This window comes from Dickeya poaceiphila (assembly GCF_007858975.2).
Classification (GTDB): Bacteria; Pseudomonadota; Gammaproteobacteria; order Enterobacterales; family Enterobacteriaceae; genus Dickeya; species Dickeya poaceiphila.
Genome location: NZ_CP042220.2, coordinates 1,035,383 through 1,057,965, shown reverse-complemented (window position 1 = coordinate 1,057,965; position 22,583 = coordinate 1,035,383). Strand labels below are relative to the sequence as shown.

The 22,583-nt window shown below is 53.4% G+C and carries 24 protein-coding genes; 5 read left to right on the top strand and 19 right to left on the bottom strand.

From position 1 onward, the window contains the following. Window positions 1–36: 36 nt before the first annotated feature. The 4 genes from rodZ to ndk form a co-directional block, all read right to left on the bottom strand. The gene (gene rodZ, locus Dpoa569_RS04720) at window positions 37–1,044 is read right to left on the bottom strand and encodes a cytoskeleton protein RodZ (RefSeq protein WP_042872096.1); all 1,008 of its coding nucleotides are present in this window, start codon (window positions 1,042–1,044) and stop codon (window positions 37–39) included. Further along, entirely contained in the window at window positions 1,034–1,795 is a 762-nt protein-coding gene (gene pilW / locus Dpoa569_RS04715; protein WP_128569768.1) for a type IV pilus biogenesis/stability protein PilW, read from the bottom strand. The genes rodZ and pilW overlap by 11 nt, the downstream gene beginning before the upstream one ends. 207 nt (window positions 1,796–2,002) lie before the next feature. Then, window positions 2,003–3,181 carry a bifunctional tRNA (adenosine(37)-C2)-methyltransferase TrmG/ribosomal RNA large subunit methyltransferase RlmN gene (locus Dpoa569_RS04710; protein WP_042872098.1) on the bottom strand — a complete coding sequence of 393 codons (1,179 nt, stop codon included), beginning with the start codon at window positions 3,179–3,181 and terminating at the stop codon, window positions 2,003–2,005. A gap of 170 nt (window positions 3,182–3,351) precedes the next feature. Then, window positions 3,352–3,783 (bottom strand): nucleoside-diphosphate kinase, encoded by a 432-nt coding sequence (gene ndk, locus Dpoa569_RS04705; protein WP_042874039.1) that lies wholly within the window; start codon window positions 3,781–3,783, stop codon window positions 3,352–3,354. A 312-nt stretch (window positions 3,784–4,095) separates the two neighbouring features. On the opposite strand from ndk, the gene sseA reads away from it, so the two are divergent. Further along, a complete protein-coding gene (gene sseA, locus Dpoa569_RS04700; RefSeq protein WP_042872100.1) occupies window positions 4,096–4,953 on the top strand; it encodes a 3-mercaptopyruvate sulfurtransferase in 858 nt (285 codons plus the stop codon). Between the two features lie 100 nt (window positions 4,954–5,053). On the opposite strand, the gene sseB is transcribed toward sseA, so the two are convergent. The 11 genes from sseB to trmJ all read right to left on the bottom strand — a co-directional run bounded on the left by sseB (window position 5,054) and on the right by trmJ (window position 13,932). Next, entirely contained in the window at window positions 5,054–5,848 is a 795-nt protein-coding gene (gene sseB, locus Dpoa569_RS04695) for an enhanced serine sensitivity protein SseB (RefSeq protein ID WP_042872102.1), read from the bottom strand. Window positions 5,849–5,977: 129 nt separating this feature from the next. Then, window positions 5,978–7,273, bottom strand: a complete 1,296-nt coding sequence (pepB, locus tag Dpoa569_RS04690) for an aminopeptidase PepB (protein WP_146411103.1) — start codon at window positions 7,271–7,273, stop codon at window positions 5,978–5,980. Window positions 7,274–7,372: 99 nt separating this feature from the next. Then, the gene (gene iscX / locus Dpoa569_RS04685; protein WP_012768860.1) at window positions 7,373–7,573 is read right to left on the bottom strand and encodes a Fe-S cluster assembly protein IscX; all 201 of its coding nucleotides are present in this window, start codon (window positions 7,571–7,573) and stop codon (window positions 7,373–7,375) included. An 11-nt stretch (window positions 7,574–7,584) separates the two neighbouring features. Then, the gene (gene fdx / locus Dpoa569_RS04680; protein WP_012768859.1) at window positions 7,585–7,920 is read right to left on the bottom strand and encodes an ISC system 2Fe-2S type ferredoxin; all 336 of its coding nucleotides are present in this window, start codon (window positions 7,918–7,920) and stop codon (window positions 7,585–7,587) included. A gap of 1 nt (window position 7,921) precedes the next feature. Next, window positions 7,922–9,772 carry a Fe-S protein assembly chaperone HscA gene (gene hscA, locus Dpoa569_RS04675; protein WP_042872104.1) on the bottom strand — a complete coding sequence of 617 codons (1,851 nt, stop codon included), beginning with the start codon at window positions 9,770–9,772 and terminating at the stop codon, window positions 7,922–7,924. Window positions 9,773–9,852: 80 nt separating this feature from the next. Beyond that, entirely contained in the window at window positions 9,853–10,371 is a 519-nt protein-coding gene (hscB, locus tag Dpoa569_RS04670) for a co-chaperone HscB (RefSeq protein ID WP_042874040.1), read from the bottom strand. A 146-nt stretch (window positions 10,372–10,517) separates the two neighbouring features. Further along, on the bottom strand, window positions 10,518–10,841 hold the full coding sequence (gene iscA, locus Dpoa569_RS04665) for an iron-sulfur cluster assembly protein IscA (RefSeq protein ID WP_042872106.1): 324 nt from the start codon (window positions 10,839–10,841) through the stop codon (window positions 10,518–10,520). A gap of 25 nt (window positions 10,842–10,866) precedes the next feature. Then, window positions 10,867–11,253, bottom strand: coding sequence for a Fe-S cluster assembly scaffold IscU (gene iscU, locus Dpoa569_RS04660; protein WP_042872108.1), 387 nt, complete (start codon window positions 11,251–11,253; stop codon window positions 10,867–10,869). Between the two features lie 24 nt (window positions 11,254–11,277). Beyond that, a complete protein-coding gene (gene iscS / locus Dpoa569_RS04655; protein WP_042872110.1) occupies window positions 11,278–12,492 on the bottom strand; it encodes a cysteine desulfurase in 1,215 nt (404 codons plus the stop codon). Between the two features lie 58 nt (window positions 12,493–12,550). Beyond that, entirely contained in the window at window positions 12,551–13,045 is a 495-nt protein-coding gene (iscR, locus tag Dpoa569_RS04650) for a Fe-S cluster assembly transcriptional regulator IscR (protein ID WP_042872112.1), read from the bottom strand. Window positions 13,046–13,170: 125 nt separating this feature from the next. Continuing rightward, window positions 13,171–13,932, bottom strand: a complete 762-nt coding sequence (gene trmJ / locus Dpoa569_RS04645; protein ID WP_042872114.1) for a tRNA (cytosine(32)/uridine(32)-2'-O)-methyltransferase TrmJ — start codon at window positions 13,930–13,932, stop codon at window positions 13,171–13,173. A 127-nt stretch (window positions 13,933–14,059) separates the two neighbouring features. Here trmJ and suhB point away from each other — a divergent pair, with 127 nt between their 5' ends. The 4 genes from suhB (at window position 14,060) to Dpoa569_RS04625 (ending at window position 18,025) form a co-directional block, all read left to right on the top strand. Continuing rightward, window positions 14,060–14,863, top strand: a complete 804-nt coding sequence (gene suhB, locus Dpoa569_RS04640) for an inositol-1-monophosphatase (protein ID WP_042874041.1) — start codon at window positions 14,060–14,062, stop codon at window positions 14,861–14,863. 163 nt (window positions 14,864–15,026) lie between these two features. Next, window positions 15,027–16,151, top strand: coding sequence for an ABC transporter substrate-binding protein (locus tag Dpoa569_RS04635; protein WP_042872117.1), 1,125 nt, complete (start codon window positions 15,027–15,029; stop codon window positions 16,149–16,151). A gap of 3 nt (window positions 16,152–16,154) precedes the next feature. After that, window positions 16,155–17,237 (top strand): FecCD family ABC transporter permease, encoded by a 1,083-nt coding sequence (locus Dpoa569_RS04630; protein WP_042872120.1) that lies wholly within the window; start codon window positions 16,155–16,157, stop codon window positions 17,235–17,237. Next, entirely contained in the window at window positions 17,234–18,025 is a 792-nt protein-coding gene (locus Dpoa569_RS04625) for an ABC transporter ATP-binding protein (RefSeq protein WP_146411099.1), read from the top strand. Before Dpoa569_RS04630 ends, Dpoa569_RS04625 begins: the two co-directional genes overlap by 4 nt. A gap of 98 nt (window positions 18,026–18,123) precedes the next feature. On the opposite strand, the gene Dpoa569_RS04620 is transcribed toward Dpoa569_RS04625, so the two are convergent. The 4 genes from Dpoa569_RS04620 to glyA form a co-directional block, all read right to left on the bottom strand. Next, complete coding sequence (locus tag Dpoa569_RS04620) at window positions 18,124–19,161, bottom strand: nickel/cobalt transporter (protein WP_042872122.1); 1,038 nt, start codon at window positions 19,159–19,161, stop codon at window positions 18,124–18,126. Beyond that, window positions 19,152–19,814, bottom strand: a complete 663-nt coding sequence (locus Dpoa569_RS04615; protein WP_042872123.1) for a DUF1007 family protein — start codon at window positions 19,812–19,814, stop codon at window positions 19,152–19,154. Before Dpoa569_RS04615 ends, Dpoa569_RS04620 begins: the two co-directional genes overlap by 10 nt. Window positions 19,815–19,859: 45 nt before the next feature. Continuing rightward, complete coding sequence (locus Dpoa569_RS04610) at window positions 19,860–21,008, bottom strand: 3-phenylpropionate MFS transporter (RefSeq protein ID WP_042872124.1); 1,149 nt, start codon at window positions 21,006–21,008, stop codon at window positions 19,860–19,862. 134 nt (window positions 21,009–21,142) lie between these two features. Next, on the bottom strand, window positions 21,143–22,396 hold the full coding sequence (glyA, locus tag Dpoa569_RS04605; protein ID WP_042872126.1) for a serine hydroxymethyltransferase: 1,254 nt from the start codon (window positions 22,394–22,396) through the stop codon (window positions 21,143–21,145). Between the last annotated feature and the right edge of the window lie 187 nt (window positions 22,397–22,583).

The window sequence follows — 22,583 nt, the reverse complement described above, 5'->3', positions numbered from 1 at the left end:
CACTTCTTCTCCACAATGACCAACGCGACGGCACGGTTACTCAGCCGTCAGCGTAATACGAGCCACCTGATGGCTCTTGACAAACCGACTTAAGTCCACCGGTTTGCCCTGAAACTCAACCTGTACCGAGCCTGGCGCCCCGATCTTTAACCGGTACGGCGCCTGACCTGTCAAATTTAACACACTCCCGGTACGCTGTACGCCGCTGAACAGTTTCTTGCCTGTTGCATCGACAACTTCCAGCCAGCAGTCCGCTGTAAAACGCATCACAATCGCCCCCGACACGGCGGAAACGTCAGCCGCTGGGGCAGCACTGGCCGGCGCGGTAGCCGACTGATCCAGCAACGGCTGTCCGGAAGCCTGTACCGGAGACTGAGCCGCAGGATTGGCTACCGTTGACGTATTCGCCGTTGGTGCGGCAGGCGAGGAAACCACTGGCTGCGACGGTGCAGCAGCAGGTGAATGAAGATCGATAGGCTGCCCGTTGCCGGTTGGCGCATTCGCAGCATGTTCATCCGTATCTACCGGTTCCGGATCACTGTTAACATCGACGGCCTGCTCATCTTTATGGCCTTGCGACGCGTTGGCGTGATCCACCATTGAATTTATTTCCTGCTGTTGCGCCTGATGATTCTGCCACCACCAGGCCACCGTCAGGCCCAATACGCCAAGCAAAATCAGCCAGGTAAACAACATCAGCCAACCATCACGTTTCTTACGGCTTTTACCCAATGCCATTCTCTGCATGGGTGCCACGTTGGAGACACGGCTTGGCACAACCTGCTTTTCCAGCATCGGCAATAATTCATCTTCAGGGAGGTGAACCAGTCGGGCATAAGAGCGGATGTAACCGCGAAGAAAAGTAGGAGCAAGACCAGCGGGCGTATTGTTATCTTCTATTTCACGAACGGTTGATAATTTGAGACATAACCGTTCTGCAACAACCTGTTGCGTCAATCCCAACTGCTCACGCGCCTCACGCAAACGTTCGCCAGGGGTCATCATCGTTGCTGCAGTATTATCTTGAGTGGCTTCAGTATTCATTAGCTAAGAACTGCTGGTACTGTTTGGATTGTGGAAAACGTTGCGCCAGCAATCCGCCATAACGTTTTACCTCGTCATGATGACCCGCCAGCGCGGCGAAACGAATCTGTAGCCACAAACTTTCGGCGTTTGCCGCAAGCTGTGACTGATAAATACTCAGGAGCAATCGCGCCTGATCATAGTGGCCAGCGGTAAAATGACTATCCGCTTGCGCCAGAAGCCGGTTTCCTTTAGCGGGATCGTACCTCAACGCACGACTGAGCCACTGACCTGCCTCATTTGGCTGCCCGGCCTTGAAAAAACAATATCCTGCATTCTCAAGTGCATCGGCAACTTGATGGTAATCAGGGAGTTGCACGGCAGCGGCGAACTGCTGTTGTGCCGCTACATACTGCCCTAAACCGCAGAGAAACGCACCGTAATTATTCATTACACCGCCGTTGGCGGGCGCCTGTTGCAACAGGCGACGATAACGTTTTTCAGCAGCCTGGTTCTCACCAATACGCTGTTCATACAGCGCCATTCCCAACTGAATCCGGTAATCATCCGGCGCAAGTTGCTCTGCTTTTTGCAGATTATCACGCGCGGCATCAAGATTATTACGGGCCAGATACTCCAGCCCCAGTTGTAATCGCGTCTGTGCCGCCGCAGAGCTAACCGGCTTCGACGGCGTTTGTGCGCATCCGGTCAATAACGTTATATCGGCAACCAGCGCTATACCTGTGACCATACCCAGCAACATTCGTTTCATCCCTGATACTCCTTACTACACGCGCCATCATGGCTCGTCAAATCCGTGACATGTTACCGCAATCTACCACCCGTGACAGCTTGCCAGATATAACAGCATGTTCAGAATGGTTGCCGGAAGGCCATCAACAGTCTTACCGTATGATAAGCCCCGAAACCGTATTTATCACCTGCTTTCCTAAGAAAACAGGTTGATTTAACATCACTTTCAGACGCTTTTTATCGCAATCGTGTCGCGTTGCATCTTTTTCTTCAGCGTACGCTTAGTACGATCAACCACTTCACCCGCCAACTGACCACAGGCAGCATCAATATCATCGCCACGGGTTTTACGTACAATGGTCGTGAAACCGTACTCCATCAACACCTTGGAAAAGCGATCAACCCGACTATTGGAACTGCGACCATAAGGCGCTCCGGGGAACGGGTTCCAGGGGATCAGGTTGATCTTGCACGGCGTATCTTTGAGACATTCGGCCAACTGATGAGCATGTTCAGTACCGTCGTTGATGTGATCCAGCATCACATATTCCACGGTTACGCGCCCTTGATTGGCATTGGATTTCTCCAGATAGCGACGCACTGCTGCCAGAAAGGTTTCGATATCATACTTTTTGTTGATCGGCATGATTTCGTTACGAATTTCATCGTTCGGCGCATGTAGGGAAATTGCCAGCGCCACATCGATCATGTCGCCGAGTTTATCCAACGCTGGCACCACACCGGAAGTCGACAGCGTAACGCGGCGTTTGGACAGGCCAAAACCAAAATCATCAAGCATGATTTCCATCGCCGGTACTACATTGGTCAGATTCAGCAGTGGTTCGCCCATTCCCATCATCACCACGTTGGTGATAGGACGCTGCCCTGTCACTTTAGCGGCACCGATAATTTTCGCCGCACGCCATACCTGCCCGATAATTTCGGATACACGCAGGTTGCGATTAAAACCCTGCTGCGCCGTAGAACAGAATTTGCACTCCAGCGCACACCCAACCTGTGATGAAACGCACAGTGTGGCGCGGTCCTCTTCCGGAATGTACACCGTTTCCACACGCTGCCCGTCAACCAGAATCGCCCACTTGATGGTGCCGTCAGAAGAGCGTTGCTCATCAACCACCTCCGGCGCCCGAATTTCCGCTATCGCCTGTAACTTGCCACGTAGCACCTTATTAAGGTCGGTCATCTGGTTAAAATCATCACAACAGTAATGATAGATCCATTTCATGACCTGATCGGCACGGAACGGCTTTTCCCCCAATTCAGCAAAAAAAGCCCGCATTTGCTGACGGTTGAAATCCAGAAGGTTGATTTTTTCATTGCTGTTGGCGGCAACGGCGATAGCGTCGGACATAGCCACGACGGGAGATAGGGTTTGCTCAGACATAAATTGACTCATGGCCTCGTTGTTACACGTTATGGCGCGAAAGGGATACGGATAAAGAAAACGCCCTGGCCGAGAACGTGCTCACCCAGGGCGCGGCATTGTACAAATTTTATAACACCTGCGCTACCTCAGCCGCATTTTTTACCGGGGAAGGCGGTGTTTCGCCAACATTAACGAGTACGAGGGAAAATTTCGTCCGCACTGAAGAAGTAAGCGATTTCACGCTCAGCAGACTCGATAGAATCAGAGCCGTGCACCGCATTCGCCGTGAAACTGTCGGCATAATCGGCACGCAATGTACCCGCCAGGGCGTTGGCCGGGTTGGTGGCACCCATGATATCGCGGTTACGCTGTACGGCGTTTTCCGCCTGCAACACCTGCACCATGATCGGGCCGGAGGTCATAAAATCCACCAGACCGTCAAAAAACGGTTTGCCTTTATGCTCGGCGTAGAAACCTTCTGCCTGTTCACGGCTCAGGTGCAGCATTTTAGAGGCAATAATGGTGAAACCCGCGCTTTCGAAACGGGCGTAAATCGCACCGATAGCGTTTTTGGCAACTGCGTTTGGTTTGATAATAGAGAAGGTACGTTCTACCGTCATAGTGGCCTCATCCAATAACATGTCATAACAGCTGGTTAGAAAAATTATAATACCAGCCCGTGCAAAGTGGCGCAGATTATAGAGGCACCGCCATGACTTTCCCATCAGGAAAATAACATTTTCGTAAAAAAAATTTAGCCTATTGGCCTGTACCGATATAACAGAGTGGGTCCCGCACGGCATCAACGCAGATGTCTTGCTCAGGGCAAAGATATTCCAGACAATGCCATACATGGTCACATTAAGAACATTGTCGCATTAAGAATATTGTCGCATTCGGAGCCGAATAATCGGCTCACATGGAGAGATTTTATGTCTACATCATCTGCCGTCGAACTGTTCGTTAGCGCATCCTGGTTGAATACGCATCGTCATGATGCTGATATCGCTTTGATTGACGCCCGCATGTTGCCGGTAGGCAACGATACGCGCGATATCACCGCCGAATATCGTGCGGAGCATCTGCCAGGTGCTGTATTTTTTGATATCGAGTCCCTCTCAGACCACCAGACCTCGCTGCCGCATATGATGCCAGATCTCGCTACCTTTGCTGATGCATTGGGCAAGCTGGGGCTGAGCGAACAGCAGCATCTGGTGATTTACGATGAAGGCAACTTGTTTTCCGCACCACGTGCCTGGTGGATGCTACGGCTGGTGGGTGCTTCGCGCATTTCTCTCCTCAGTGGTGGTCTGGCAGGCTGGAAGCAGCAAGGGTTACCGTTGGAACACGGTGATGTATCGCCGACCGCTCAGGTATTTAACGCCAAAACACCTGCCGCTGGCGCTATCCGCTCGCTGGATGAGGTGTTGCTCCTTTGTCGCACGGGTGACGAGCAGATTGTTGATGCCCGCCCTGCGCCGCGCTTTCTTGGGGAGGTGGATGAGCCACGGCCAGGGCTGCGACGCGGCCATATTCCGGGGAGTTTTAATGTCCCCTGGACCTTGCTGGTTGAAAATGGCGCGCTAAAATCGGCAGACGAATTGGCTACTCTCTTTCATCAGGCCGGGGTCGATATTCAACGCCCGATTGTCGCCAGTTGTGGTTCTGGAGTCACAGCATCAGTGGTAATGCTGGCGCTGTTTGTGCTCAATGCTCCTCAGGTTTCACTCTACGACGGTTCATGGAGCGAATGGGGCGCGCGCGATGATGTACCTGTCATCACCGGTTGATTATCCGCCCCGCCACACTGCGTGATGGGCCAGTAAAAAAACGGCACAAGGCAAACCCGCCTGTGCCGTTTTTACTTACCATGCGTTTATTGACAGTCTGTTATGCCTGACCGCTATTTTTGAACTCGCGCAGGAAACTGCCCCATTTGCGCTCATAAAACGGCGTAGTATGGCAAATTAAAAAGTGGCTAATGCCGGGTTCTTCGTTATTCACCAGACAAATATCGATCGGGCGGTCATCCGGCTGAGTATCGGTCGCCACCGATCCGGCAGCCTGAATCAACTCGTCCAGATCATCGCCATACACATCCAGACCAATCAGCAAATGCGGTTGTTCTTCATCTGGCTCCTGAATCTGCGCCAGAAACGCCCGTTTGACGTTGCGGTGCTTACTGAACAACTGAGTCAGAGAATCAATCATCTGTGTCGGCATCTCAGTTGGAATACCGATTTTTAGTTCGGTATCGCCATCCAGAATATGCTGTTGTACCAGGCCGCTACCCTCACCGGATAACACATGTTCAATCTCCTGGGGCAGAAATTCTTTGCCATACGGCAGCTTCGGGTTCAAAAACAACGTGGCGCCGCGGGTGATATCGAACAGCGTTCTGGCGGGTAATGCCAGAAATGCCTGTTCGCTGGTCACAGCCAGTTGCAATGCTTCCAGCGAAGAGAAAAACGGGATAGCGGAATCACCGTCCGGTTTTTCCCAATGCTGCAATTGCAGCTCACTGTCCGCCTGCAGGCTGTTTTCGCCAGACATCACGTCTTCGCTGTGACCCAACACATACACCGTCGCCTCCAGCAGTTCGCTGAAAAACTCAGGCCGGTGTGCCGGTTCCGATGCAGCCAGCTTTAACACCTCTTCCAGCCGATTGTGGGGTGAAAACTCCATAACTCTCCTCAACGCTTAACGTTGCCTGATATTGCATACGGCAACGACGCTGAACGTTAGCAATTAATATAACGACAACAGGGAACCGCTGTTCCCTGTTGTCACATCATTTGCCAGCCTATAGACAACTCAACCCGCTTTACTTAGCAGAAAATCGGCCAGTGTGCGCACGCCAAGACCGGTTGCACCGGCAGACCACTGATCCACCGCCGACTTGCGGTAGGTGGCAGAACAGTCAATATGCAGCCAACCTTGCTGATAGTTTTTCACAAAGTGAGACAGGAACGCCGCAGCCGAGCTGGCTCCTGCGGTATGCGCCGCGCCAGCAACGTTATTTAGCTCAGCGAAGTTAGACGGCAAATGCTGGCGATGGAACTCTTCCAACGGCAGACGCCAGAACGGCTCACCTTCGCGGCGAGCACTGTCCATCAGCGAGTCAATCATTGCATCGTCAAAGCTGAACAGCGCGTGGTAATCATTACCCAGTGCCGTTTTAGCTGCCCCGGTCAGGGTCGCGCAGTCAACAATCCACTGCGGATTCTGCTCGCAGGCGTCAATCAGGCCATCGGCCAGCACCAAACGCCCTTCGGCATCGGTATTCATGACTTCAACGGTTTTACCATTGCGATAGCGAATGATATCGCCCAGACGAAACGCATTGCCGCTGACCATGTTGTCAGCACAGCACAGATACAGTTTCACGCGCTGCTGCAGACCGCGAGCCGCAGCCATCGCCAGCGCGCCGGTCGCCAGCGCCGCGCCGCCCATATCAGACTTCATGGAATCCATGAAGCTGCTGCCCTTGAGACTGTAGCCGCCGGTATCAAAGGTGATGCCTTTACCAACCAGACAGGCCAACACCGGCGCATCAGCCTTGCCGGTCGGGTTATAATCCAGTGCCAGCAATACCGGCGAACGTTCGGAACCGCGTCCTACGGTATGCAGGCCGGCGTAATTCTGCTCACGCAGATCTTCGCCTTTGGTAATGCGATAGGAAATTGCTTCCCCCGCCACGCTGCACAGCAGATCGATAGCACGGGTAGCCAGTTGCTCTGGACCCAAATCTTCCGCCGGCAGATTGATGGTATCGCGTACCCAGTCAACGATCTTAAGGCGGCGTTCCAGCTCCTGCTGCTGTGACTCTGGTAATGTAGCCCACTCCACCGTGCGCTTGCCCTTCGGCCTGCGATACCCTTGCCAGAATGCCCAACTGCTTTCCAGATCCCAGCCTTCGCCCGCCAGTTTAACGTGTTTGATGCCCTGCCCGTCGATTTTGCGGGCCGCACGCTGAATAATGGTCTGCGGCTTGTCGCCGGACAAATGAATGGTAAATCCCTGCTCATTGGCGGTTAACGAGGCTTTCTCACCCCAGCGTGCGTCCGCTGGCTGATGGGAAAGGGTAATCAGCATCGCTTCAGTTGTCATACATCTACTCCAGATTGGGCTTTGTTATTATCAGCCCGTTATCGCCACGATAAAAAAGAGAAAACGGGCCACCCCAAGGCAGCCCGTTGATCAGTTCCGTTACTCGGCTTCGTCCAGCCATACCAGCAGGATCGCTTCCAAAATTTTCTCGTTTGATGCCTCAGGCTCATCATCAAACTCATCCAGCTCGCAAATCCAACGGTGCAAGTCGGTAAAACGCACGGTTTTCGGGTCAGTATCAGGATACAGATCGTACAACGCCTCACCGATTTCACGGCTATCGGTCCACTTCAATCCCATAAGTTACTCCGTCAATGCTCGCGCGCATGGTTAATGGTATAACGCGGAATTTCCACCACCAGATCTTCATCGGTAATGCGCGCCTGACAACCCAGTCGGCTTTCCGGCTCCAGCCCCCAAGCTTTGTCCAGCATGTCGTCTTCATCTTCAGTGCTTTCCGGCAACGAATCAAACCCTTCCCGGACAATGCAATGGCAAGTGGTACAGGCACAGGATTTTTCGCAGGCATGTTCAATTTCAATACCGTTGCGCAGTGCCACGTCCAGAATAGTTTCACCACTATTCGCTTCCAACACCGCCCCTTCCGGACACAAGTCCTGATGCGGCAGAAAAACAATCTTGGGCATGTTATACCTCGTCCACGGAATGCCCCGCCAACGCGCGGCGGATAGACTCATCCATCCTGCGGGCAGCGAATTCCTGGGTTTGTTGATCTAATTTTTTAATTGCCGCCTCAATGGCTGAGGCGTCAGTTTGCTGTGCGGCCTGCTGCAGCTCAAGACAGGCAGCGTCGATTTCCGCCCGCTCGTCATTGCTCAGTAAGGTGGCATCCGTCGCCAGCGCGCTGTTGAGGCTTTCCAACACACGCGTCGCTTCCACGCGCTGCTCAGCCAGCCTGCGGGCACTCATGTCGCTCTGGGCGTTCTGCATGGAGTCGGTAATCATGGTAGCGATTTCATCGTCGCTCAGACCATAAGAGGGCTTCACCTGAATGGACGCTTCCACCCCGGTGGATTTTTCCATCGCCGTCACGCTCAGCAACCCGTCTGCGTCTACCTGAAACGTCACTCGGATATGTGCGCCGCCAGCAGGCATCGCAGGAATACCACGCAATGTGAAACGCCCAAGCGAACGGCAATCCTGTACCAGTTCGCGCTCGCCCTGCAATACATGGATCATCATCGCGGTCTGGCCATCTTTGAAGGTAGTGAACTCCTGCGCACGCGCCACCGGAATCGTGGTATTACGCGGAATCACTTTCTCGACCAGCCCGCCCATGGTTTCCAGGCCCAGCGACAGCGGAATCACATCCAGCAGCAACATTTCACTGTCGGGTTTGTTGCCCACCAGAATATCGGCCTGAATCGCTGCACCGATAGCCACCACTTTGTCCGGGTCGATAGAGGTTAACGGCGTGCGGCCAAAGAATTCGCCTACCTTCTCACGTACCAATGGCACGCGAGTGGAGCCGCCGACCATCACCACTTCTTTCACCTCATCCAGCTCTACACCCGCATCTTTCAACGAGCGACGGCAAGACAACAGCGTGCGTTTTACCAATGGCGCAATCAAGGTGTTGAACTGATCACGAGTAATATCGCCTTGCCAGCCCACGACCGAAACCGGCACACGTTGCGCATTGCTCAGGGCAATCTTGGTCTGGATGGCGGTATCAAGCAATGCCTGCTGCAAGTGATGATCATCACGCACAGTGATCCCAGCTTGCTCACGAATCCACTCGACCAACAAATGGTCGAAATCATCACCGCCCAGCGCGGAATCACCGCCGGTAGCCAGCACTTCGAATACCCCGCGGCTAAGACGCAGGATCGAAATATCAAAGGTGCCACCGCCCAAGTCATACACCGCGATCACGCCTTCCTGACCAGAGTCCAGTCCGTAGGCAATCGCTGCCGCGGTCGGTTCGTTAAGCAGCCGCAGCACATGCAGGCCGGCCAGACGAGCCGCATCTTTGGTGCCTTGACGCTGGGCATCATCAAAATAGGCCGGCACGGTGATCACCACACCATCAGGCTGCCCATTCAGCGCCTCTTCGGCACGCCGGGTCAGCGCTGACAAAATGTCAGCCGATATCTGAATCGGGTTACGCGGACCACTGGAGGTCTGCAATACCGGCAGCCCGTTCTCACTGGCTTCCAGCCGATAAGGTAAATGGGGATACCGTTGACGAATATCGGAAAGCGAACGCCCCATCAATCGCTTGACGGAGCTGACCGTATTGACCGGATCGGCAGTTGCCTGCTGGCGAGCCTCCCAACCAACGGTATACCCATCTGCTGTGTAATGAACAACTGACGGCAACAAGTGACGCCCGTTGTGGTCGGGCAATGTCTGTGTCTCACCACTGCGAACAGTGGCGACCAGAGAATGAGTCGTTCCCAGATCAATCCCGACAGCCAGACGGCGCTGATGCGGTTCCGCACTCAGCCCTGGCTCACTGATTTGTAATAAGGCCATATTGAGATTCCATCAATTGGCAGGCAGAACCGATGCAGTCAGCCACACGGCCACAACGGTCCCGCCAGATTGAATTTTACTTATCGTTCCAGCAATTGTTCTTCGAGTTGTTCAGCCTGCTGCCGGATCCGATCCAAAAAACGTAGTTTACGTACCGTATCCGCTGCTTCTGACCAGGATTCCGCATCCAGCTCGCGCTGCATCTGCTCGCTACGCTGGCGGATCATCTCCTGCAGGCGCTGCGCAAATGCCTCCAGCACGGTTTCCGCATCCGGATGACGTTCAATTTCATCCAGTTCCTCACGCAGTTCCATCTGCTCCATCAGGAATGCGGTATCACGGAGCGTATGCTGTTCGCTGCTCAAATCGAAGCCGTGCAAAGATAGCATATACTCTGCACGTTTCAGCGGATGCTTCAGCACCTGATAGGCATTATTGATGGTCGCAGCCTGTTGTAGCGCCATCACGCGTTCGCGTTCCGAGCTGGCGGCAAAGCGGTCAGGATGAAACTGACGCTGCAGTTCCTGAAACCGGGAAGCAAGCAGGCTGCCATCCACGTTATAGCGAATCGGCAGCCCGAATAAAGCAAAGTAATCCATAGTGTGCTCTGAGTTCACCAATTGGTGCGCCTCCGCCGCGTTATATGCCGCAATAAACCATGCTGAAACACACAACACAGCGGAAACCAGTCAACAGACCGGCCAACGATCAGACATTAACGTCTTAATCAGACATAACGCCTTGATCAGACATTAAAGCTTTCACCGCAACCGCACTCGCTGGAAACGTTAGGGTTATTGAATTTAAAGCCTTCGTTCAGCCCTTCCTTGACGAAATCCAACTCGGTGCCATCAAGGTAAACCAGGCTTTTGCCATCAATAATGACCTTCACGCCCTTGTCTTCAAACACCACATCATCGGTGTTCAATTCATCAACAAACTCCAGCACATACGCCATACCGGAACAACCGGATGTTCTTACACCCAAACGCAAACCGATACCTTTGCCGCGATTGGCCATAAAAGTATTTACACGTTGCGCAGCACTGTCGCTCAGGGAAATCGACATAGCAAACCTCTACTTCATCTGCCTGTTATTTGTCGCCACGTTTACTCTTGTAGTCGGCGATGGCGGCCTTGATAGCGTCTTCTGCCAGAATGGAGCAGTGAATTTTCACTGGCGGCAATTCCAACTCTTCGGCGATCTGGGTGTTTTTAATGGATTCAGCCTCGTTCAGACTTTTGCCTTTCACCCACTCGGTCACCAGCGAACTGGAGGCGATGGCGGAACCGCAACCATAGGTTTTAAAACGGGCATCTTCGATGATTCCCTGGTCATTAACCTTGATTTGCAGTTTCATCACGTCGCCGCAGGCTGGCGCCCCCACCATACCGCTGCCGATGCTCGGATCCGACGAATCAAACGAGCCGACATTACGCGGGTTTTCATAGTGATCAATTACTTTTTCGCTGTAAGCCATAATATACGTCCCGATTCCTGCAAATTAATGATGCGCCCATTCGATGCTGCTGATATCCACGCCCTGTTTGAACATTTCCCACAGCGGGGACAAGTCGCGCAGACGGCCAATGGATTTACGAACCAGATCGATGGTGTAGTCAATTTCTTCTTCAGTGGTAAAGCGGCCCAGTGAGAAACGGATGGAACTGTGCGCCAGTTCATCGTTCATTCCCAACGCACGCAGCACATAGGAAGGCTCCAGACTGGCGGAGGTACAGGCCGAACCAGAGGAAACCGCCAGATCTTTCAACGCCATGATCAGCGATTCACCTTCCACATAGTTGAAGCTAACGTTCAGGATATTCGGTGCGCCCTGGTCCAAATCACCGTTCAGGTAAACTTCTTCGATATCGTTAATACCGTTCCACAGGCGATCACGCAGGGTACGCAGACGTACGGCTTCTTCAGCCATCTCTTCTTTGGCGATGCGGTAGGCTTCCCCCATCCCTACAATCTGATGCACCGGCAGGGTGCCGGAACGCATACCACGTTCGTGGCCGCCGCCGTGCATCTGCGCTTCGATACGTACGCGCGGTTTACGACGCACATACAGCGCGCCAATCCCTTTCGGGCCATAAATCTTGTGACCAGAGAAAGACATCAGATCGACTTTAAACTGGCTAAGATCAATCGGCAATTTACCCACGCTCTGGGTGGCATCGACATGGAAAATAATGCCGCGGCTACGGCACATTTCGCCAATGGTGGCGATATCCTGCACCACGCCGATTTCGTTATTCACATGCATAATCGACACCACAATGGTGTCATCGCGCATAGCCGCTTCTAATTCTTTCAGATCAATGATGCCGTTACGCTGCGGCGCCAGGTAAGTCACTTCAAACCCTTCGCGCTCAAGCTGACGGCAGGTATCCAGCACAGCTTTGTGTTCTGTCTTGCTGGTGATGATGTGCTTGCCTTTCTTCTGGTAGAAATTCGCCGCGCCCTTGATAGCCAGATTGTTCGATTCGGTGGCACCGGAAGTAAACACGATCTCTCGCGGATCTGCGCCAACCAATTCAGCTATCTGATTACGGGCGATATCCACCGCCTCCTCCGCCTGCCAGCCAAAACGGTGAGAGCGCGAGGCCGGGTTGCCGAACGTGCCGTCCAGGGTCAGAAACTGCATCATTTTTTCAGCCACACGCGGATCGACCGGCGTCGTAGCGGAATAATCCAGATAAATGGGTAACTTCATTGCTCTTAAACTCCGTACATCACTTCAAAACGTTCAAGGCGTTTCGTTCTTTTTTCTTTCAGGCACGCAAGTTGACGTTAATAGTTTCTTGTATGCGTCCGTTGGTAGTACGACGCACGTCAGCATCCTGACGATCTGCGACGTCCAGAACTTCTTTATTGCTAACCAGTTCATCCAGGGTGATGTTATTGAGAAACTCGCTGATGCGATCACTCAAATCACGCCACAGCGTATGAGTCAGGCAACGATCACCGCCCTGACACCCTTCTTTCCCCTGACAACGGGTGGCATCCACAGACTCATCCACAGCAGAGATGACTGAGCCGACGGCAATTTCGCTAGAGTCTTTCCCCAACAGATAACCGCCGCCTGGGCCACGCACACTGGCAACCAGCCCATGTTTGCGCAGGCGAGAAAATAGCTGTTCCAGATAAGAAAGCGAAATACCCTGACGTTCAGAGATGTCCGCCAATGGAACCGGGCCTTCTTTTGAATGCAACGCCACATCAAGCATGGCGGTAACGGCGTAGCGGCCTTTAGATGTCAGTCTCATGTTAGTGGTATCCGTAAGATAAACATGTATTATTAAGACAAGTATTATGAATCAAGTATACATAGCACAGTCATGAGTCTGACATTCCTGAGTGTTTTAGTCAACTATTTAACTGAGTAAATAACTCAACTATTACCCTGTGGTTTGTTATCCTGTGATTTTTCTGATGAGGCTGTTTTCGTGATAGCGCTCAACATGCCACGCAAAATATTGAGTTCCTGACTTTCTGGACGGGCGCGGGTAAACAGCCGCCGCAGCTTATTCATCACCTGCCCCTGATGAGCCTGACGAATGAAACCGGTATACAGCAACGTCTCTTCCAGATGTTGATAAAAACGCTCCAGATCATCCACCAGCGGATACGGGCTTTCCTTATGCGCGGATTCGCCCTGCTGCTGGCTGTCCAGCCAGGCGACACGGAGCTCATAAGACAGGATCTGCACCGCCATCGCCAGATTCAGTGAGCTGTACTCCGGATTAGCGGGAATCGCCACATGATAGTGGCATTTTTGCAGTTCCTCATTCGTTAACCCCACGCGTTCGCGGCCAAACACAATTGCCACCGGCGCGTGTTGCGCTTCCTGAATACTGCGTACGCCGCATTCACGCGGCTCCAGCATCGGCCAGGGTAGCGTTCGGGAACGAGCGCTGGTGCCTACAACCAGGCCACAGCCTTCCAGCGCCTGATCGAGCGTATCAACAATGGTGGCGTTGCCAATCACATCACTGGCGCCAGCAGACAACGAAATGGCTTGTGAATCAGGCTTAACCAGTGGATTGACCAGCCATAGATTAGTCAGGCCCATGGTTTTCATTGCTCTGGCCGTTGACCCCATATTGCCGGTATGTGAAGTCTCCACCAGCACAATGCGTATATTCTGTAACATGCGGACTCTGTCATACAAAACGGGAAACCGACGTATGTTAACACAAACTTCTCTGTTTTCCCTTTCTCCTGCTATCTGCTATACTTTGCGCCGTTTTCTGTTCTTTAACATTCTTGTGGACGATACCATGCATCCGATGCTTAACATCGCCGTGCGCGCAGCGCGCAAAGGCGGCAACCTGATAGCTAAAAACTATGAAACGCCTGACGCCGTTGAGGCCAGCCAAAAAGGCAGTAACGATTTTGTCACTAACGTTGACCGCGATGCAGAACGCCTGATTATCGAGGTAATCCGCAAAGCCTACCCGCAGCACACCATCATTGGTGAAGAATGTGGCGAGCTGGTTGGCGAGGATCAGGACGTACAATGGGTTATCGATCCCCTGGATGGCACCACCAATTTCCTTAAACGTCTCCCTCATTTTGCCGTATCTATCGCGGTTCGCGTTAAAGGCCGCACCGAAGTCGCCGTTGTCTACGATCCAATGCGTAACGAACTGTTTACTGCCACCCGTGGTCAGGGTGCTCAGTTGAATGGTTACCGTCTGCGCGGCAGTAATGCCCGCGATCTGGACGGCACAATTCTTGCGACTGGCTTTCCGTTCAAACACAAACAGCACAGCGCCAGCTACCTGCGTGTGCTGGAAGCCTTGTTCAGTCAGTGTGCCGACTTCCGCCGCACCGGTTCCGCCGCACTTGATCTGGCCTATGTGGCAGCAGGCCGCGTAGATGGCTTTTTTGAAATCGGCCTGAAACCGTGGGACTTCGCCGGTGGCGAACTGCTGGTACGTGAAGCCGGCGGCATCGTTACCGACTTCGTCGGCGGTCATAACTACATCGCTTCCGGCAACATTGTCGCGGGTAACCCACGCGTAGTGAAATCCCTTCTCTCCACCATCCGCGATCAACTGAGCGACGCACTCAAGCGCTAAGCCAGTCTATGGGCATGTCAATCAGATATGCCCTTATTGTTATTTTTCTTTACAACTCAGCCCTGTTGAGCGAAATCTCAATCTTATATGATAATAATTATTAGACTCATTCGTTCATTTTGGGGTTATCCCCGACACGCAGCGGTTAATGACAGGAAGCATTATGTTAAATAAATCATGGCGTCATATTTTGCTGGCTACCACACTGACGACCTCCTTCACCAGTTTCGCCACCCAATACCCCCTCAATATTACTGATATCGCCGGACAAAGCGTCACCATCACGCAGGAACCTCAACGCATTGTGTTGCAGGATGGCCGCGATATCATGGCCATGGCGCTGCTGGATCGTGATAATCCGTTCCAGCGTCTGGTTGCCTGGAACAATCTGCCTAAAAAACAGGACACCGCCACCTGGGACTTGCTGAAAAGCAAATGGCCACAATCTGAAAGCATTCTGGACATGGGCTTTAGCGACAAAGGCGACGTGGAGCTGGAAAGTATTCTGGCTAAAAAACCGGATCTGATGATTGCTCAACTGCGCGCCAAACCCTCCCTGATGGAAAATGGCGTGATCAGCAAACTGAATGCGCTGCACATTCCATTGGTATTTGTAGATTATGAAATCAACCCGGCGCAAAACACCGCCCCCAGTGTTGATTTGCTTGGTAAAGTATTAAACCGCGAAGAAAACGCCAAAGCCTATACCGACTTTTACCGTCAACACGTTGGCGACATCCAAAAAGCAACCGCAGGTATCACGACCAAACCCACCGTGTTCATTGAGCCTATCGCCGGCAACTCCGACGCCTGCTGCTTTACCCATGCTCACAACGGCTGGGGTGGTCTACTGGAAGCCATCGGTGTGAAAAACATCGGTTCTGATCTGTTGCCGGGCGCATCCGGTTTTGTTGCACTGGAAAAAGTGATCAGCGAAAAACCCGATACCTATATCATGACCGGCTCCAAACGCGGCAACGGCACCAGCAAAATTTTGCCGTTCGGTTATGGTGCCAGCGGCAGCGATATTCAGGAAAAAGCCAACGCGCTGTTAAGCCGTACCGGCATCGATCAGGTTCCCGCCATCAAAGCCGGTCAGGTCTATGGGGTTTACCATCATTTCTATAATCATCCGTATAACATCGTCGGCATGGAGTATCTGGCCAAAGCGGTGTATCCAAAGCAGTTCAGCACTCTGAACCCGGACGATACCTACCACTATATTGTTCGCCACTTTACTACCTTGCCTGACAACAACTTTGTGTTTGCTAGTAAACTGGCCAGGTAACCTATGAGTGTAACCACCGAATCCCCTATCAGCCGTGTCAGCACAGCTGAAAACAGCGCGATAATCGATTATCGACACGTCATCCGCCATCGGCTGGTAATAATGGCGGTGTTGATCGTGGCGATTGTCGCCTCTCTGCTGTTGGACTTTGTACTCGGCCCTTCCGGCCTGCCGTTGAATGTACTGTGGCAAACGCTGACCGACCCCGCTAACGCGGATGCCGGCAGTCGCGTCATCGTCTGGGACATCCGTCTGCCGTATGCCCTGATGGCGGTGGTGGTCGGTCTGGCGCTGGGGTTGGCTGGCGCAGAGATGCAAACCATCCTGAATAACCCGCTGGCAAGCCCATTTACGTTAGGCGTCTCCTCCGCCGCGGCATTTGGTGCGGCGCTGGCAATTGTCTTGGGGATCGGTATTCCTGGCGTTCCGGCGCAATGGTTCATTTCGGCCAACGCCTTCCTGTTCGCGCTGCTGGCAGCACTGCTGCTGGACGGCATCACTCGCTGGACCAAGGTGGCAACCTCCGGCGTGGTGTTGTTCGGGATTGCACTGGTGTTTACCTTTAACGCGCTGGTGTCGATGCTGCAGTTCGTCGCCAACGAAGATACGCTGCAAGGGCTGGTATTTTGGACCATGGGCAGCCTGGCGCGCTCATCCTGGCAAAAGCTCGGCATTTTGCTGGCAGTACTGGCTGTGGTGATGCCGTTGTCCATGATGAGTTCATGGAAACTCACTGCGCTACGTTTAGGTGAAGATCGCGCCATCAGCTTTGGTATCAACGTACGTCGTCTGCGTCTGGCAACGTTGCTGCGCATCAGTTTCCTGTCGGCTCTATCGGTCGCGTTCGTCGGGCCGATTGGTTTTATCGGTCTGGTTGCCCCGCATATCGCCCGTATAATTTTCGGCGAAGACCACCGTTTTTATCTACCTGCCAGCGCGCTGACAGGCGCACTGGTGCTGTCGCTGGCATCTGTTGCCTCTAAAAATCTGCTGCCTGGGGTCATCATTCCGGTAGGGATTGTGACCTCGCTGGTAGGGGTTCCTTTCTTCCTCAGTATCATTCTGCGTAACCGGGGGAACGTATGAGTCACAACGGACTGGCGATTTCCCATTTTTCTGCGGGCTACCCCAGACGAACCATCATTAACGACCTGTCGGTACCGCTGCTGCCGCGCGGTAAGATCACCGTACTGCTTGGACCTAACGGCAGCGGTAAATCAACGCTACTGCGCGCCCTGGCCGGCCTGGGGCAAGCGCAAGGCGAACTGCTGTTGGATGACGTCAACCTGATGCAGCTGCCGTTTGCCAAACGAGCGGAAAAAGTGGTGTATCTTCCGCAATCGTTGCCTGCCGGGGTGCATCTTCACGTGCTGGAATCGATTATCGTCGCCCAACGAGCATCCGGCGGTTTGCACCACATCTACAGTGAAGACGACGTACTGACGCTGCTCAGACAGCTGGGCATTTCGCATCTGGCGATGAGTTATCTGGACCAGCTCTCCGGTGGTCAGAAGCAGTTAGTCGGATTGGCACAATCGCTGATCCGTCAACCCTCACTGTTATTGCTGGACGAACCGCTCAGCGCGCTCGACCTCAATTACCAGTTCCATGTTATGGATCTGGTCCGTCAGGAAACCCGCAAGCGCAATATCGTGACGGTAGTGGTCGTGCATGACATCAATATCGCGCTGCGTCATGGCGACCATGTACTGATGCTTAAAGATGGCAAACTGATTGCCGATGGCGCGCCTGCCGAGGTAATCAACGAAGGCAATCTGGCACAGGTGTACGGTGTGCGTGGCCGCATCGAACGCTGTTCACGCGGTATTCCACAGGTAATGATTGACGGATTGGTGACGGAACCAAGACTGTAAAACCCTCTGTCGGTAACAACCTAAAAACGCCCCCGGCATGTACAGGCCGGGGCGTTTTTCTATTAACCAGACATTTTTTATTAACCAAACAATTGTCTTTACCCCATCAATGGTCGGATTCCGCCCATAACATCGGGTTGCGTGGTGAGATAAAGTACAATGCCGGCGAAGGCCAGTGTCATACCGCCCGCCAGCGACAAGGCCGACCAGAGCAGCGGTTGCCAACGGGAAGCGGTACTGGTACGGCTTAACCGTTCCAGTTGACGACGACAAAACAGCACCGCCACCCCCAACAGCGAAACGGTAAACGCCGTCCCCAACGCCATGGTCAGAGCGGAGATCACCCCCCAGACAAACACATCCAGCACTTTAGCGAACAACAACACCAGTATCGCACCGGAACAGGGGCGCAGCCCCATCGCCAGCACGATCATCAGGCGGGTGCGCCAGCCATCACTGTGGTTAAGCGTATCCGCTGCGGGTACATGCTGATGACCACAACCGCACTGTTCTTCATGGTGATGGCGCATAGCTGTCGACATCAACGGGATGCCGGACACCGGCGCATCAAGCGGCGTTAACGAATGGATACGTGGCCTGGCACGAGGGAAGAGTGACGCCAGCAAGCGCCGACATGCGCGCAGACACAACCAGCCTCCTAGCACTGTCACCAGCACAAAGCTACTTTTCTCCATCCAGAAACTACCGATGTGCAAAGCCCGGCTGGAAAGCTGCAATACCGCCAGCACCACGGTCACCAGCACCACCGCCATTCCCCCTTGCAACAGCGCAGAGGCAAACGTCAGTTGCAGGCTGCTTTTCAGCCGGGACGGGTGGGTCGCCAGATAGGTGGCGATCACCACCTTACCGTGACCGGGACCAATTGCATGTAATACACCGTACACCAAACTGAACATCACCAGCGTCCAGCCTGCCTGATGGGGCCTGGCTCGCACCTGCTCCATCAAATCCGACATCTGCTGATGCAGCATTCTCTGCCATTCAATACTTTGCAGCAGAATCGACGGCCACCAGACCAGCGCCTGCCATGCGGCCATGCCGAGCAGCACTAAAAACAGTACCAGCGGCCACCAGCACAAGTAATGTCGGGAGACAAGCGAACGGTTTACTGACATTGCAGCGTAACCTGTTGAGCGAACTGTTTTCCTAGCTCCATGTCCTGAGAGGGTTTAGCGTTTTTATCCAACGACAGCGCATAAGACTGAAGCGACGCATCAGGTTTTGGCGTCTTCAGCGTAGTTTTACAGCGCGAGGCCAGCGCAGCGCTGAGCTGAATCGCGTTGTCATCGTTATAGGACATATCGACGAAATAGGTGGGATCATAAGTGGAAATCAGTAACGGCGCGCCCGCCAGCGGCTGCGGGTGAGCCAGCGGCAGCACAAATTCCAGCACCGCTTTGTTACCGGCACGAGAAAGGTGATACTCCGTTGGTAGCGACTGATATTTCACCGGCTTTCCATCCCGGTAGATATCAGTAAAGTAATGTTGCCCCAGCACATTCGCCATAACGTCAGCAGCCAGTTTCTTCCACACTTCGGAATCTTTGGCGGCATTGCCTGCGTCGTACAGCAAATCGGCAGAGGTGATAGGGTCCATAGTCCAGTTCATACGTAATCCGGTTATCTGGTCGTCTTTCCCTTCCACGGTGGTTTTCATATCGATAAAACTGTGCGGATGCGCCGACGCCGGGCCGGATACCGCTACCATGGTCAATAGCAGGCAGCTTACCCAACGCCATGAAAAGCTTGAATTGTTATAATGTAACATTTTCTATCCTGACCGTTTTCGCCTGCTACTAACGCGCCGATTGACTCATGACGCGTGGCTACTCTCCTGCGGACGCAGCATAAACGCCGGCAACACCAGCAATGCCATCATCCAGAAGGTTCCCCCCTGAAGGTACTCAAACAGAAAACCGGACACCACCGTCATCACGGCAATAGCACCACCGGTGCTCAGCGCCGAATACGCCGCCTGCAAACGCAGTACGTCGGCATCGTGGCGTGAGGAGATAAACCGCATAGCGGCCAGATGACAGACCGTAAAAGTGCCGCAATGCAAAATCTGCATCACAATCAGCCACGGCAACGACACCGTTGCTCCCATCAGACTCCAGCGCACCACACTGCACAACGTGGATAACATCAACAAACTGGACGCACGCCAATGGCCGAACAGGCGCTTGCTCAGGGCAAAAATGACGATTTCCGCTACCACCCCCAGCGACCAGAGATAACCGATAACGGCGGCGGAATACCCCGACTGTTGCCAGTAAATCACACTGAAACCGTAATAAGCGGCATGAGCGCCCTGTAGCAAGGACACGCACAGTAAAAAACGCCAGACTGCCGGCTCACGCAGCAAGACCAGCCACGGCGTAGCGGTTGTTTGCGTAGGGTGACGTGTGGCTGACGCAGGCATCACATGCGGTTTCAACGCCATACTCAGCAACATCGATAACAGCGCCGCCGCCAGTGTTGCCAAAATCGCCTGATGTCCCCAGAACGTGGCCAGTTGCCCGGTAAGGGCGGAGCCTATCACGAACGCGATAGAACCCCAGAGTCTCACCCGACCATAATCAAGGGGGAACTGTTTTTGCCAGGTCGCGGCCAGCGCATCGGTAAGCGGAATCAATGGCGCGAAGAACAGGTTGAAACCAACCATCACCAGCATTAGCCATAACAAGGCACTGCCCAGCCAGAAACCAGCGAATGTCAACACCGACAGCAATGCCAATCCTCTCAGTACGGTAATCAGTCGGGCGGGATCGTTCACCAACGGTGTAATGAACAGGTTGCCAACGAATCTCGACACCAGTCCGGTGCCAAGCAGAATGCCGATTGCCTCGGCAGATAACCCCTCTCCCTTGAGCCAGCCGCCCCAAAAGGGCAAAAAAACGCCATAACTGAAAAAATAGGTGAAATAGCCGAGCGCCAGCCAGTATGTGGATTGAAGAACCATGTTGTTTCCCCTCTGCGGTCGATTACTCTGGCAGAGAGCAGGAACAGACGCAACGGGAAGAGAAAAAACAAACGCCAGCCCGAAGGCTGGCGTTGGCAACACGTCCGAACCCGTCGGACACATCCGGCTGATTATCAGGCGTAAACCGGGAAACGGGCGCAGACATCCAGAACTTTCTGTTTTACGCGCTCAATAACGGCGTCGTCATTGATGTTGTCCAGCACATCACAAATCCAACCAGCCAGCTCACGCACTTCTGCTTCTTTGAAGCCGCGGCGGGTAGCAGCCGGCGTACCAATACGAATACCAGAGGTCACAAACGGACTCTTCGGATCGTTCGGCACGCTGTTTTTATTTACAGTGATATTGGCACGACCCAACGCGGCATCCGCCTCTTTACCGGTCAGATTTTTGCTGACCAGATCCAGCAGGAACAGGTGATTATCGGTACCGCCAGATACCACGTTGAACCCGCGAGACAGGAACACTTCCACCATCGCTTTGGCGTTTTTGGCTACCTGCTGCTGATACGTTTTGAACTCCGGCTCCATCGCCTCTTTCAGCGCCACGGCTTTACCGGCGATGACATGCATCAACGGGCCGCCCTGTCCGCCAGGGAACACGGCAGAGTTCAGTTTTTTGTACAGATCCTCGTCGCCGCCTTTGGCCAGAATCAGGCCGCCACGCGGACCCGCCAGCGTTTTATGGGTGGTGGTGGTCACGATATGTGCGTGCGGAACCGGGTTCGGGTAAACACCAGCAGCAACCAGACCAGCCACATGCGCCATGTCGACGAACAGATAAGCGCCGATGCTGTCGGCGATTTCACGCATCTTCGCCCAGTCAACGATGCCGGAATAGGCGGAGAAACCGCCCACGATCATTTTCGGCTTGTGAGTGCGAGCCAGTTCGGCCATTTCGTCGTAGTTGATCTTGCCGCTATCATCAATGCCGTAAGGCACGACGTTATACAATTTACCAGACAGGTTGACCGGAGAGCCGTGAGTCAGGTGGCCGCCGTGCGCCAGATTCATCCCCAGAATGGTGTCGCCCGGCTGCAACAGCGCAGTATAGACAGCAAAGTTAGCCTGAGAACCAGAGTGCGGTTGCACGTTGGCATAATCGGCGCCAAACAGTTCCTTAGCGCGGTCAATCGCCAGTTGCTCAACCACATCAACGTATTCGCAACCGCCGTAGTAACGTTTGCCCGGATACCCTTCGGCGTATTTATTAGTCAGTTGAGACCCCTGGGCCTGCATGACGCGTGGACTGGTATAGTTTTCTGACGCAATCAGTTCAATGTGCTCTTCCTGACGCACCACTTCTTGCTGCATTGCTTGCCATAGTTCGGCATCGTAATCGGCAATGTTCATTTCACGCTTTAACATCCGCATCTCCTGACTCAGCTAACTTGCTTCTTTATTAAAAATCACCCAGAGGGGCGTGGGCACATAGTGTAAACCGTTTTTGACTGGCGATGATAGAGCTTGACAGAGGTTTTTACGCAAACGATTAGCTTCAGGCCACACAAGGCTTTTCATCTTGCCGGGATTTACCGTCCTGGCTGACTTTTTC